Here is a 12867-nt window from a genome sequence, read left to right as displayed (position 1 = left end):
CGTCCTACGGAATGTTCCGAATCAGGTAAGAGGGCTACCATGACAAAGTCTTCAGTTTTCCTAGTTTCGCTATCCTTTATTCCCCAAGGCGCCGAGGCCGGCGAAGCGCATGCGCTACTGCCGCTGCCGTGGCGCAGCGCGGCGCCGGAACTGCTGGCCTGCCTGATGGTCACGCTGGCCGCCCTGGTACTGGCCTATATCGGCCTGCGCCGCAGCGTCACCACCGACGAACGGGCGCGCGCCCTGCAGCACCAGCTCGCGGCCGAGCGCGAGGCGCGCTGCCAGTCCGACCAGGCGCTGGCCGATAACCACGACGTCCTGTGCCGCCTGGTGCGCCAGCACGAAGGCGTGCGCGAAGGCGAGCGAACCCGGATCGGCTGCGAGTTGCAAGCCGAACTGGGCCGCCGCCTGACGAGCTTGCGCAATGAGATGGCGAGCCTGCGGGAGTGCGCCCAGGCTTCCCCCGCCCCGGTCCTCCTGGGCCGTCTGGACCGCGCGCTGGCCGGCATCGACGGCGCCATCCACGCGCTGCGCGCCGTCGCCGGCGGCCTGCGCGGCGCCAATCCTGGCGATGGCCTGCGCCAGGCGCTGGAGCGCTGCCTGGCCGAGCATGCCCATCGCCACGGCCTGCGCTACCGCTTCGAGGCCGGCGTCGATCCGAGTTCGCGCGCCAGCCAGGACCGGGCGGCGCGGCTGGCCGTGTTCCGTGTGCTGGAAGACGTCCTGTCCGGGGCCGCCGGCAGGGGCGGCGCCGCACAGGGCCGCGAACTCCATGTGCGGCTGCTCGAAGGCGCCAGCACGCTCGGCCTGGAAATCGACGGCTGCGCCGGCTCGGTCGACGACGTATCTGCCCTGCCCGTCGAGCTGGTCGAGCACATCCGCGCCATGGGCGGCGTGCTGCGAATGGTCGCCACCGCCGAGCGGCGCCCCCGCTGGTCGCTCTCGGTGCCGGTGTGCGCCACTCGGCCCGACCCGGTGCGCGATCCGGTGCAGGTTGCGCCCCCCGGCCTGCCCGGCGTCAACGTGAAGGTGGCCTGAACCGCTCAGCGTTGCAAAATGCCACCTCGCCATTGTCCTTGCTCGAAATCAATGGCCTGAACCTGCTCATGTTGCAGTATCGGTCCCTAGCGGCAACTCCTTTGTCGCCTTCCGATATCGCAACCACAGAGGACGGCTCATGAGCGCACCCAGCACCGGTACAGGCCCGACAGCCCTGGTCCAGGACGTGGCTTTCGTGGGGCAGTTGATGGAAAGCCTGTCGGTGCCGGTCTTCGTGCTGGACACCGATGCCCGCGTCATGGTCTGGAACCGCGCCTGCGAACAGCTCACGGGCGTGGCGGCGCCGGAAGTGCTCGGCACGGGCGATCACTGGCGCAGCTTTTATGAGATCCAGCGCCCCACCCTGGCCGACATGGTGCTCAAGGGCCGGCGCGACGAGGCCCGGCTGCAGCCTGGAGCGGATGGCCGCTCGCCCCTTCCGCTGTCGATCGAAAGCTGGTGCGACATGCCGCGCGCCGGCCGGCGCCGCTACCTGGCGGCCGACGCCAGCCCGATTTTTAACGCCAACGGCCAGCTGTCCGCCGTGGTCGAGACCCTGCGCGACCTCACCGACGCCAAGATGGCCCAGATCGCGCTAGAGCAGCTGGCCACGCGCGACGGCCTGACGGGCCTGGCCAACCGGCGCTGCTTCGACGACACCCTGCATGCGGAATGGACGCGCGCGCTGCGCCAGATGCAGCCGCTGTCGCTGCTGATGGTGGACGTCGACAACTTCAAGTCCTATAACGATGCCCACGGCCACCTGGGCGGCGACGAATGCCTGAAGCGGGTGGCGCGCGCCGTGGCCAGCGAAATGCGGGCCAACGACCTGGTGGCGCGCTACGGCGGCGAGGAATTCGCCGTGATCCTGCCCAACCAGTCGCTGAAAGGCGCCGCCATTGTGGCCGAGCGCATCCGGTGCCGGGTCGAACAGCTGCAACTGCCGTGCCGCTTCGCCGCCGGCCACGTGACGGTGTCGATCGGCGCCGCCACCGCCATCGCCGGGCCCGACAACCATGCCAGCCAGCTGGTCGCGATTGCCGACGCGGCCCTGTACCGCGCCAAGCATCTGGGGCGCAACCGCATCAGCCTGCCGATGTCGGAGGCCGCGTAAAGACGGTAGCCCTGCGGCTGTTCATTCCTTGGCGGATAGACTATCCTTCGCGATTGTCTATTTCCCAAGGAGACATCGTGTTTCAATCGACCCTGTCGCGCACCACGCTCGCGACCTTGATTTCAGGCGTGCTGCTGGCTGGCGCAGCCCATGCCGCGCCAGCCGCCAAGCGGGCCACCGGTGGCGACGTGCTGCCATTCAAGGCCACCGAAAAACTGCTTCCCAACGGCCTGAAGGTCATCGTGGTGCCGACCGGCTTCCCGAACCTGGTCTCGGTGCACATCCCGGTGCAGACCGGTTCGCGCAACGAAGTCGAGCCGGGCAAGTCGGGCTTCGCCCACTTCTTCGAACACATGATGTTCCGCGGGACGCCAACCTACCCGCCGGAAAAATACCAGGAAGTGATCACGAAGGCCGGCGCGCGCCAGAACGCCTATACCAGCGACGACCTGACCAATTACTACACCACCTTCGCCAAGCAGGACCTGGAGACGGTGCTCAAGGTCGAGGCCGACCGCTTCCAGCACCTGTCGTATCCGGTCGAGGCCTTCAAGACCGAATCGCGCGCCGTGCTGGGCGAGTACAACAAGAACAGCGCCAACCCGATGTCGAAACTGTTCGAGGTGCAGCGCGACGCCGCCTACACCACCCACACCTACAAGCACACCACGATGGGCTTCCTCAAGGACATCGAGGACATGCCCAACCAGTACGATTACTCAAAGGTCTTCTTCGACCGCTGGTATCGTCCCGAAAAGACCACCATCATCATCGCCGGCGACGTCGAGCCGGCCAAAGCGATCGCGATGGTCGAGAAATACTGGGCCGGTTGGAAGCGCGGCACCTTCAAATCGAACGTGCCGGTCGAACCCGCGCCGCGCGGCGCCCAGTACCGCCATGTGGCCTGGCAGACGCCGACCCTGCCGCTGGTGACGGTCGCCTATCGCGCCCCGAGCTTCGTCGCCCAGCAGAAGGAACAGGCGGCGCTGTCGATGGCACTGTCGCTGTCGTTCGGGCGCACCTCGCCGCTGTACAAGCGGCTGGTGCAGGATGAGCAAAAAGTCGACCAGCTGTTCGACTTCACCCCGAACCGGGTCGACCCGACCCTGGCCACCATCGGCGCACGCGTAAAAAATCCGGCGGACGCCGTGATGGTGCGCGACGCCATCCTGCAGACGGTGGCAAAGCTGCGCGACGAACCGGTGAGCGCCCAGGAACTCGAGGCCGCCAAGTCGGCCCAGAAGTATGGGCTGATCCGCTCGCTCGACAATACCGAGGCGATCGCCTCGACCTTGGCTTCCTATGTGCACTTCGAGCGCTCGTACGGCACCCTTAACGGCTACTACCGCGCAATCGATAACCTGACGCCGGCCGACCTGCAGGCCGCCGCCCGCAAATACCTGGTCGACGACAGCATGGTGGTCACCACCCTGTCGCATGACGCGCTGCCGAAGGGCATCGAGCAACTGCCGAAGCTGGCGTCGTTCGCCCCGCAGGCAGCCAGCGCGAAATTCGACGTGCTGGTGCAGAAATCGGCCCTGCCGCAGATCCGCTTCAAGCTGCTGTTCGCCGCCGGTTCGGCCCACGACCCGAAGGGCAAGGAGGGCCTGGCCGCCCTCACCGCCGCGATGGTGGCCTCGAGCGGTTCGCGCGAGCGCAAGATCGACGAAGTGACCAAGGCGCTGTTTCCGATGGCCGGCAGCCTTGCCGAGCAGACCGACAAGGAGATGACGACCTTCACTGGCACCATCCACAAGGACAACTGGGACCAGTTCCTCGGCATCGCCATGCCGCTGCTGACCGACCCGGGCTTCCGCGAGGAGGATTTCCGCCGCCTGAAGGACGCCCAGCGTAACGCCCTGGTGCTGGACCTGAAGGACAATAACGAGGAAGAATTTGGCAAAGAGCGGCTGCAAACGAATGTGTTCGCCGGTACCGGCTACGGTCATCCGGTGCTTGGCACCGTCGCCGGCATCGACGCCATCACCCTGGACGACGTGAAAGCCTTCTACGCCAAGGCCTATACCCGCGGCGCGGTGAAGGTCGGCATCTCGGGCGACGTGTCGGATGCGATGACGGCCTCCCTCAAGGCGCAGCTGGCGCGCTTGCCGGAAGGCGCGGGCTTGCCCGCCACCAGCGTGCCGAAAGGACGCATGCCGAATGGCCTGGAAGTGGAAATCGTCGAGAAGAACACCCGCGCCACCGCGATCTCGTTCGGTCTGCCGCTCGAAGTGACCCGCACCCACCCGGACTTCGCCGCCCTGTGGCTGGCCAAGACCTGGCTCGGCGAACATCGCTCCTCGAGCGCCCACCTGTATCAGCGCATCCGCGAAGAGCGCGGGATGAACTATGGCGACTACGCGTATATCGAAGCCTTCCCGCGCGGGATGTTCCAGTTCTTCCCGAACCCCAACCTGGGCCGCAAGGCGCAGCTGTTCGAAGTCTGGATCCGCCCGGTGGCGCCGCAGAACGGCCATTTCGCGCTACGCGTGGCGCTGCATGAACTGGGCAAGATGGTCGACGCAGGCATCAGCCAGGCCGATTTCGAGACCACCCGCGATTACCTGATGAAGAATGTGTTCGTGATGACCGCGACCCAGGACCAGCGCCTGGGTTACGCGCTCGATTCGCAGTGGTATGGCACGCCGGAGTTCACGACCATGATGCGCGACGCCCTGTCGAAGCTGAGCGCGGCCGACGTCAATGCGGCCATCAAGAAGCACCTGTCGGCCAAGAACCTGTCGGTGGTGATCATCACCAAGGATGCGGCCGGCCTGAAACAGGCGCTGTTGAGCGACGCCTTCTCGCCGATCAAGTACGACGCCAACAAGCCGCAGTCCCTGCTGGACGAGGACAAGCAGATTGGTGAGATGAAGTTGAACATCAAGCCGGAGGCGGTGACGATCACGCCGGCGGCGCAGGTGTTTGCCAAGTAAGTTAGCCTCAAAACCGTCGTCCCCGCGAAGGCGGGGACCCAAGTCCTTCGCTGCCCCACTGGATCTAACGTAGGCACTGCGCTGACAGACTTGGGTCCCCGCCTTCGCGGGGAGTCGTTACTGCCAGTGGCAGTAACGACGTGCAAGATGCAACACAGGAGTTCGAGCTTATCGCAACTCCTGGAGTTCGCCTTTAGGCGCTCAACGCATCATGCGATCCCAGCCGTGACGCACGGCCGATTTCATCTTCTCCCAGGTCGACTGCTCGCCCGGATAACGGGTATCCCAATCGCTGCGCAGGTCGGTCTCGACGTCATTCCATGGACGGCCGCGGTACTTGTCGTTGAGCGCCATCTCCGAACCGTAGCTGTAGGCCGGACGGTACTCGTCATACGCCTCGCCGCTGGAGCCATAGACCGAGTTCCAGTGGTTGCGATAGTAGGCGTCGTTGTCGCCATCGGTCATGCGGTCCCAGCCGCGACGCACGGCCGATTTCATCTTGTCCCAGGTCGACTGTTCACCCGGATAGCGGCGATCCCAGTCGCTGCGCAGGTCGGTCTCGACCGCGTCCCAGCTACGGCCGCGGTATTGGTCGTTACGGGCCATTTCCGAGCCGTAGCTGTAGGCCGGGCGGTACTCGTCGTACGAGCCGGCACTCGCGCCGTAGGTCGTGTTCCAATGGTTGCGGTAGTAGACGTCGTCATCGTTGTCATCGGTCATGCGGTCCCAGCCGTGGCGGACGGCGTTCTTGACACGGTCCCAGGCCGACGGTTCGCTGGCATCGCTGCCGGTGGTGCTGAAGTCGCGGGTACCGTCGATGCGGTTGTCCCAGCCGGTGCGCAGGGTGCCCTCGACGTCGTCCCATGGCTGGTTGCGATACAGCTCGCTGCGGCGCGCCTCGCTGCCGTAGGCATAGGCCGGTTTCAGCTCCTCGAACTTGGTGCCGCTGGACGCATAGGTGCTGTCGTAGTGGCCGCGGTACAGATCGTCGTCATCGTCGCGGGTCATGCGTTCCCAGCCGTGGCGCACCGCCGCCTTCATTTTTTCCCAGGTCGACGGTTCGCCGCCGGTGGCATAGCGGCTGTCCCAGTCGCTGTGCAGGTCGGTTTCGATGTCGTCCCAGGCGCGGTTGGTGTAGCGGCCGCTGCGCGCGGCTTCGCTGCCGTAGCTGTAGGCCGGCAGGTAGTCGTCGTAGGCCGCGCCGGTGGCGCCGTAGGTGGTGTTGAAGTGGTTGCGGTAATAGCTGTCGTCGTCGTACCCACCCATGGTGCTCGACGCCGAACCGGTGCTGGCGCCCAGGCCCAGCGCGGCGTCGGACGCGCCGCGCGAGAAGATGCGCACGCCGCTACGCTGCTTGTCCAGGCTCGACGTACCGCCCGTCAGCGAGCCGGTTTGCGTGTCGCGCTGCAGGGAGTCGCTGCGGATCGAGCCGTCCAGGGCTGAACCCTGGAGCGACGAGCCGGCCGCGGCCGCACCCAGCGAGCTGCCAGCCAGCGGGCTGGCGCCGGCCGCCGACGTGGTCTTGCCCTGGGCCGCGATGCGGTCGTTGTCCAGCTGCGCGCTGCCCGCCGACAGGCCGCCCTGCTGGCTGCTGTCGAACGGCGCATTTTGCACCGGGTCGTCGCGCAGGGTAGAGCTTTGGAGCGAGGTGCCGCCGGTGGCGGTCAGGCCGCTGGTGCCCAGCGATTCCTGATGGGTGCCGCCCACGGTCTGGCCCTGGTTCAAGGAACCTTGCTGGAACAGTTCGCGGTCGCCCGGATTGTCGAGTTTCGGCGTCGGCGCGGCCTGGGCGTTGCCCAGCGATCCCGACTGCGCCGACATCGACGAGGATTGCTGCATGCCGGCGCTGCTGCCCATGCGCATGGCGCCAGCGCTGATGCCGCTCGATCCGATGTCCGGGGTACCCGTGGCGTTCTCGTCGATGTCGGTCGGGCCGTAGCGCTCGACGATGTCGGCGCCGCGCTCGACTTCCGGCAGCGAATTCGCGACCAGGGTCAGCACGTGGTGGCCGCGGGTGACCGCGCCCTCGTAGCGGCTCACGTGTTCGGCGTTATCCGAACCAAACAGGTCACTGAAGAAATTCTTGATGCTGGCGGTGATGCCGGTATCGCCGTCGTGGCTGCGTTCGATGTTGAGGTCGGAACGGCCGGTCAGGCTGTCGGTCTGGCCGGTTGGGTCGGCGTTGGACAGGCGGACGTCGGTACGGGTAAAGCCAGACGACAGCAGTTCGTTCATCGCGTTCTGCGCGTCGGTGCGGTTGTCGAACACCGCGACAAGTGTATGTTGCATGGTCGTTCCTCCGAAAAAATAGTGGTACTAACGCCGGCGGCGAAGTTGCCGCTGCTTGTGCGCTTTGTTGTCAAGATTACTCCAATACTGATGGGGCTCGCGCACCATTGACCATTGGAAAATTTATGTCAGGACAAAGCGAAATGCGGCGTCGGACCACCTCCCGACGGGTGCGTAGGAGCAGGACGACAAGGGGAGAAATGCCGGGCGTTCACCCGGCATGGACAGCGCACCGGAGCCGGTGCGCTAGGGTCAGGCGAAGGGATTATCGATGGTCTTGACCTCGGGCGGCGGCAGCGCGTCGGGTAACTCGCGCGCCTCGAGCGCAGCCACGATCTCACCCAGCAGCGCGTGCAGGCGGCGCGCCTTGTCCAGCCCGGGCACGTCAGCGGTCAAGTCGACGTCGCCCGAAATCGTGATGCGGTCGACCCGGTTTTCCAGCATCAGGTCGCCAATGCCGGCGACGTCGGCTTCGTTGGCGAACGGGGTGAAGGCGGCGGGTTTCTTCTTGCTCATGGATTTCCTTTACGATCGGTTCTTGCGCTGCTTGATCTTTGGCAGGCGCAGCATGCGTTCCTTTTCCTTCGTCGACAGCGAAGGCAACAGTTCGATGCCGACGATGCGCTCCAGTTCGGCCACCGGCACTACATTGATCGGCGCGTCGGCGCGGTTCTCGGTGAACCAGGCCGCGGCCAGTTTCTGGCGCGGACTGTACACCACCTTGTACATATGGCTCGGCACGATCACGTTGCCCACCTTCTTGAGACTGGACCCGAGGAACGCCGGGCCGGTGATCACGTACAACTCCCCTTCCTTCTTCGCCATGGTGCGCACCGCGCCCTCGATCGGGGCCCAGATGTGGCGGTTGTGGTCGCGGTCTTGCGGGACCATATTGGCCAGCGAAAAGCTCTCGCGCTGGGTGCGCCGGTCGGGCATGTTCGCGTTGGGCGCCAGGTGGCCGCGGTCGAAGCCGCTGCGCGCATAGTCCGACAGCTCGGCGCGCTGGCCGCGCGGCAGGCGCTGCTCGGCGTGGAACTTGTCGTCGCGGTCCAGGCCCTGGGCGCGCTTGAGGTTAGCGGCGCTTACGTGCTCGGCCGACCACAGCGGCGTGCGGGTCACGCCCGAATGCACGACCCCGAACACGCCGTAGCATAGCTCTCGGGTAGCGGCGGCCAGTTTCTGGTTGCGGATCTCGGGCGCGCGGCCATCGAGGTAGTGGACCGGGCAACTGGCGGCCTGGGCCGCACCGGCGGCGATCAGGGCGCCGGCGACGGCGAGGCGGGCGAAGAGTCGGCCCAGGGTGGAGCGAAGCATGAGGAGACGGCTGTGGTGAAGAAAGCGGGCATTTTAGCTGAGCATGTGCTCCCTGGTATCAATTTCGGGTGCATAGCGCGCACGATTGCCAAAGCAATTCCACGTGGAATGTTTTAAAATTAACGCTTTCTCAATAAGATTTTCCATTTGGGAAACATATTCACCAAGAATGATGCACCCGCCGATCCCGGAGGATCTACGCCGTTTCGTCCTGACGAGCATTCCCTCCGTGCCCTTTCTGGAAGCGTTGCTGCTGCTGCGCGCCGATCCCACCCAGCAGTGGGAAAGCGCGATGCTGGCCAGCCGGCTCTACATTCGCGAACGTGTGGCGAGCCAGCTGCTGGCTGATCTGTGTACGGCGGGCATTGCCCAATCCTGCGGTCCGCCCGTCGCCCACTGCTACCGTTACGAGCCCGTCAGCGTGGCCTTGCGCGAACGCATCGACCGTCTGGCCGACCTGTATGCGCGGCAGCTGGTGGACGTCACCCACCTGATCCACTCCAGCCTCGAGCGCCAGGCCTGGCAGTTCGCCGATGCCTTCCGCCTGCGCAAGGACGAGTGAATATGGCAAGTGGCAAGCTGGGTTGTATGCAATAAACTGAAGCACTAATCAGTCGCAATGAGCGGGCGCCAGGCGCCGACAACAATAATGAGCATTACCTTCGGGACGATGTGATATGGGCGAAGTAATCTATACCCTCTGCATGCTGACCTCGCTGAGCTGCGCCGTGCTGCTGTTCGCCGGCTACCGGCGCACGCGACTGCGGCTCCTGTTCTGGAGCGGCGCCTGTTTTGCGGGCATGACTTTGAATAATTTTTTGCTGTTATTGGACAAGGTCGTGTTTCCGACCCAGGTCGATTTGCTGCCATGGCGCCAGGCCAGCGCGCTGGTGGCCTGCCTGCTCCTGCTGTACGGCCTGATCTACGAGAAGGAATGACGCGATGACCCATATGCTGGCCGGCGCCATCGCCATGGCGTCCCTGATCATCGCCCTGTTCTTCTTGCGCTTCTGGCGCGCCAGCGGCGACCGTTTCTTCCTGTATTTCGCCCTGTCGTTCGCGATCGAGGGCTTGCACCGCGTGTACGCGGTCATGCGCGACAGCGGCGGCGAGGACTCGCCGCTGCACTATCTGATCAGGCTGCTGGCCTATGGCTTGATCTTGTGGGCCATCCTGGAAAAAAACCTGCCGCGCAAGAAGCGCCGCCCTTGAACCCGGCAAGCCGCAGCGGGCCGGGATCCGACCGCTGGCGTGCGCCTGGCGCGGGGGCGCTGCGCGATAATCGGCGCATGTCAAACACACCATGGAGGTCGGCGTGAGCACTCCCGATAACTCAGACCGCAAGCAGGACGCCCCGGTTCCCGCCGGTGGCCAGGACAACCGCTCCGACAACCTGTTGCCAGGCGAAGAAGGCGCCGAGGACGGCCGCTTCGACGTCGCCGAAGAAGTCAACCTCGACCAGCAGTCGGACGAGGCGCGCAGGATCGGTCAGGCCCCGTCGCAGGGCATTGCCGACGCCATTCCCGAGGCGCTGCGCACGCCGGTGCCGTCACAGCAGGTGCCCGACAAGTCCTGAGGCTGACGCTGGAATGGCGCAAAATCGTTGACACGGCCCGGCTGCGCACTTAGATTGCCGAAATAACTATATTAACGGACTAGCATCATCTTGAATGACACCATACCGCAAGGCAGCCACGGGAGTGTTCTCTTCATCTGCAAGCGCGCGATCGACGATCCGATCGTCAACCAGGTCTCGCGCGAACTGGAGCAGGACATCGTGCGCGCCACCACGCCAGCCGACGGCCTGGACCAGGCGCGCACGGGCGACTTCGCGCTGATCCTGGTCGGTTACTCGGGCGATGCCGAGGGCATGCTCGAGACGGTGCGCGCGGTGCGCGCCAACCCGCGCTCGAATCGCACGCCGATCGTGGCGCTCGGCCTGCCGCAACCCCTGCCCTTCCCCCAGGAACTGCTGTACGACGCCGGCGCCATCGCCGTGCTCACCGAACCGCTGTCGCCCACGATCCTGCGCGCCAAGGCGCGCTTCTACATCGAGGCCTTCAACAGCCAGTTCGAGCGCCACCGCGCCGAAACCGAACTCGAGCAGACCCGCTCGCGCCTGCAGCGCATCATCGAAGCCGCCGAGCTGGGAACCTGGTCGTGGGACATCGTGCCAGACCGGGTCGAGGCCGACGCCCGCATGGCGGCGCTGTTCGGCGTCCCGCAGGAGCGCCGGCTGGATGCGCCGCTGGCCACCTATCTGGCGGCCTTCCACCCGGACGACGTCGCGCCGACCGTCGCCCTGATCAATGCCGCCATCGACGGCGAAGGCGCCTACGCCGCCACCTACCGCATCCGCGCCGCCGGCGGCGGCTGGCGCTGGATGATCGCGCGCGGCCACGTCGAGTACGACGACCATGGGGCGCCGCGCGAAGTGCACGGCGTGGTGATGGACGCCACCCGCCAGCGCGAGGCCGAGCAGCAGCTGCACGCCACCGAAGAGCGATATCGCACGGTGTTCGACTCGATCGACGAGGGACTGTGCGTGATCGACATGATCTACGATGCCGATGGCAAGCCGTGCGACTACCTGTTTATCGAGGCCAATCCGGCTTTCGTCAAGCACACCGGCCTGACCGACGCGGTCGGCAAGACGATCCGCCAGATCGTACCCACCCACGAGCAGCACTGGTTCGACATCTATGGCCGGGTGGCGCAAACGGGCGAGGCGGTGCGCTTCGAGAACGAGGCCCAGGGCCTGAACCGCTGGTATGACGTGCACGCGACGCGGCTGGGGCCGGCCGAGCGGCACCGGGTCGCGGTACTGTTTACGGATATTACGGAGCGCCGCCTGTCCGAGGCTGCGCTGCGCCGCATGGCGGCCGACCTGTCCGAGGCCAATCGCCTCAAGACCGAGTTCCTCGCCACCCTGGCGCACGAACTGAGGAATCCCCTGGCGCCGATCCGCAGCGGGCTGCAGTTCATCCGCCGCTCGCCGGCCGACCTTGACGCGGTCAGCCGCGTGCACGACATCATGGAGCGCCAGCTCGACCACCTGGTGAACCTGGTCGACGACCTGCTGGACGTGGCGCGCATCACGCGCGGCCAGGTCGAGCTGCGGTGTGAGCGGGTCGACCTGGCGACGGTCCTGGCGGCCGCGGTCGAGACCAGCATGCCGCTGATCGAGGCAGCGCGCCACGCTTTCGACCTGCGCCTGCCGCCAGAGGCGCTCGTGCTCGAGGCCGACCCGACCCGCCTGACCCAGGTGGTGAGCAATCTGCTGAACAATGCAGCGCGCTATACGCCCAAGGGCGGCCGCATCGCGCTCGAGGCCAGGCGCGAAGGCGGGGATGCGGTGGTGACGGTGTCTGACAACGGCATCGGCATCGCACCCGAGGCGCTGGAAGAGGTGTTCCGCATGTTCACCCAGGTCGGCCAGGCGCAGCAGCCTGGATCCGGCGGCCTGGGCATCGGCCTGTCGCTGGTGCGCAGCCTGGTCGAACTGCATGGCGGCAGCGTGAGCGCCGCCAGCGCCGGCACCAATGCCGGCAGCACCTTCACGGTGCGCCTGCCGCTGGTGGCCGATGCCCCTGCAGCGCTTCCGGCGGACGAGGCCGGGATGATCGGGACGGTGACAGACGCCGCGCCACAAGGCCGCAGCGTGCTGGTGGTCGACGACAACCGCGATGCGGCCGAAACCCTGGCTGCCCTGCTCAATATGCTGGGCCACCGCGCCCCGGTGGCCAACGACGGCCGCCAGGCGCTGCGCATGCTGCCCAGCCTGATGCCGGACGTGGTGTTCCTGGATTTGGGCATGCCGGGCATGTCCGGTTACGAAGTGGCGGCGGCAATCAGGGAAGACGCGCGCCTGGAGGGCATCCGGCTGGTGGCGCTGACGGGATGGGGTGGCGAAGCCGACCGCGCCCGGACCAGGGCGGCGGGGTTTGATGAACACCTGACCAAACCGGCGACGGTGGAGGCGATCGAGGAAGTGCTCAGGAGGGTGTGAGCCGTTGATAGCCGGTCACATGTGATTTTTTTGTTGGCCTAGAAACGTCGTCCCCGCGAAGGCGGGGACCCAAGTTTGCGTGCGTTTCGATATCGCTAGCAGTACTTGGGTCCCCGCCTTCGCGGGGACGACGTGGTGGGCGTGCGGGCCGATTATTACCGGCCTGG

The 12867-nt window shown here is 65.9% G+C and carries 11 protein-coding genes; 8 read left to right on the top strand and 3 right to left on the bottom strand.

Annotated elements, in window-relative coordinates; all coding sequences use genetic code 11:
• Positions 1 to 39: 39 nt before the first annotated feature.
• From SOM28_RS21775 to SOM28_RS21765, 3 genes are all read left to right on the top strand, one after another.
• Positions 40 to 1038 (top strand): sensor histidine kinase, encoded by a 999-nt coding sequence (locus tag SOM28_RS21775; RefSeq protein ID WP_320469418.1) that lies wholly within the window; start codon positions 40 to 42, stop codon positions 1036 to 1038.
• Between the two features lie 139 nt (positions 1039 to 1177).
• On the top strand, positions 1178 to 2152 hold the full coding sequence (locus SOM28_RS21770) for a sensor domain-containing diguanylate cyclase (RefSeq protein WP_320469417.1): 975 nt from the start codon (positions 1178 to 1180) through the stop codon (positions 2150 to 2152).
• 77 nt (positions 2153 to 2229) lie between these two features.
• Positions 2230 to 5088: a M16 family metallopeptidase gene (locus SOM28_RS21765; protein ID WP_320469416.1), complete on the top strand. Its 2859-nt coding sequence runs from the start codon at positions 2230 to 2232 to the stop codon at positions 5086 to 5088.
• 201 nt (positions 5089 to 5289) lie between these two features.
• On the opposite strand, the gene SOM28_RS21760 is transcribed toward SOM28_RS21765, so the two are convergent.
• The 3 genes from SOM28_RS21760 to SOM28_RS21750 all read right to left on the bottom strand — a co-directional run bounded on the left by SOM28_RS21760 (position 5290) and on the right by SOM28_RS21750 (position 8691).
• Positions 5290 to 7377, bottom strand: coding sequence for a general stress protein (locus SOM28_RS21760; protein WP_148043985.1), 2088 nt, complete (start codon positions 7375 to 7377; stop codon positions 5290 to 5292).
• Positions 7378 to 7629: 252 nt separating this feature from the next.
• Positions 7630 to 7893, bottom strand: a complete 264-nt coding sequence (locus SOM28_RS21755) for a hypothetical protein (protein WP_123069348.1) — start codon at positions 7891 to 7893, stop codon at positions 7630 to 7632.
• A 9-nt stretch (positions 7894 to 7902) separates the two neighbouring features.
• A complete protein-coding gene (locus SOM28_RS21750; RefSeq protein ID WP_123069347.1) occupies positions 7903 to 8691 on the bottom strand; it encodes a DNA/RNA non-specific endonuclease in 789 nt (262 codons plus the stop codon).
• A gap of 229 nt (positions 8692 to 8920) precedes the next feature.
• Here SOM28_RS21750 and SOM28_RS21745 point away from each other — a divergent pair, with 229 nt between their 5' ends.
• The 5 genes from SOM28_RS21745 (at position 8921) to SOM28_RS21725 (ending at position 12700) form a co-directional block, all read left to right on the top strand.
• The gene (locus SOM28_RS21745) at positions 8921 to 9253 is read left to right on the top strand and encodes a hypothetical protein (protein ID WP_320469415.1); all 333 of its coding nucleotides are present in this window, start codon (positions 8921 to 8923) and stop codon (positions 9251 to 9253) included.
• Positions 9254 to 9368: 115 nt separating this feature from the next.
• On the top strand, positions 9369 to 9629 hold the full coding sequence (locus SOM28_RS21740; protein WP_123069345.1) for a DUF5985 family protein: 261 nt from the start codon (positions 9369 to 9371) through the stop codon (positions 9627 to 9629).
• 4 nt (positions 9630 to 9633) lie between these two features.
• On the top strand, positions 9634 to 9903 hold the full coding sequence (locus tag SOM28_RS21735) for a DUF5985 family protein (RefSeq protein ID WP_123069344.1): 270 nt from the start codon (positions 9634 to 9636) through the stop codon (positions 9901 to 9903).
• Between the two features lie 103 nt (positions 9904 to 10006).
• Positions 10007 to 10267: a hypothetical protein gene (locus SOM28_RS21730; protein ID WP_123069343.1), complete on the top strand. Its 261-nt coding sequence runs from the start codon at positions 10007 to 10009 to the stop codon at positions 10265 to 10267.
• A 90-nt stretch (positions 10268 to 10357) separates the two neighbouring features.
• Entirely contained in the window at positions 10358 to 12700 is a 2343-nt protein-coding gene (locus tag SOM28_RS21725) for an ATP-binding protein (protein WP_320469414.1), read from the top strand.
• Positions 12701 to 12867: the final 167 nt, after the last annotated feature.

Source organism: Massilia sp. CFBP9026, from assembly GCF_034045165.1.
Lineage (GTDB): Bacteria > Pseudomonadota > Gammaproteobacteria > Burkholderiales > Burkholderiaceae_D > Telluria > Telluria arenae.
This window is presented reverse-complemented; position numbering and strand designations above follow the sequence as displayed.

Excerpts from the sequence above, each read along its gene's own strand:
- SOM28_RS21755 (WP_123069348.1), bottom strand. The coding sequence starts at position 7,893 with ATGAGCAAGAAGAAACCCGCCGCCTTCACCCCGTTCGCCAACGAAGCC.
- SOM28_RS21775 (WP_320469418.1), top strand. The coding sequence starts at position 40 with ATGACAAAGTCTTCAGTTTTCCTAGTTTCGCTATCCTTTATTCCCCAA.
- SOM28_RS21740 (WP_123069345.1), top strand. The coding sequence starts at position 9,369 with ATGGGCGAAGTAATCTATACCCTCTGCATGCTGACCTCGCTGAGCTGC.
- SOM28_RS21735 (WP_123069344.1), top strand. The coding sequence starts at position 9,634 with ATGACCCATATGCTGGCCGGCGCCATCGCCATGGCGTCCCTGATCATC.
- SOM28_RS21750 (WP_123069347.1), bottom strand. The coding sequence starts at position 8,691 with ATGCTTCGCTCCACCCTGGGCCGACTCTTCGCCCGCCTCGCCGTCGCC.
- SOM28_RS21760 (WP_148043985.1), bottom strand. The coding sequence starts at position 7,377 with ATGCAACATACACTTGTCGCGGTGTTCGACAACCGCACCGACGCGCAG.
- SOM28_RS21770 (WP_320469417.1), top strand. The coding sequence starts at position 1,178 with ATGAGCGCACCCAGCACCGGTACAGGCCCGACAGCCCTGGTCCAGGAC.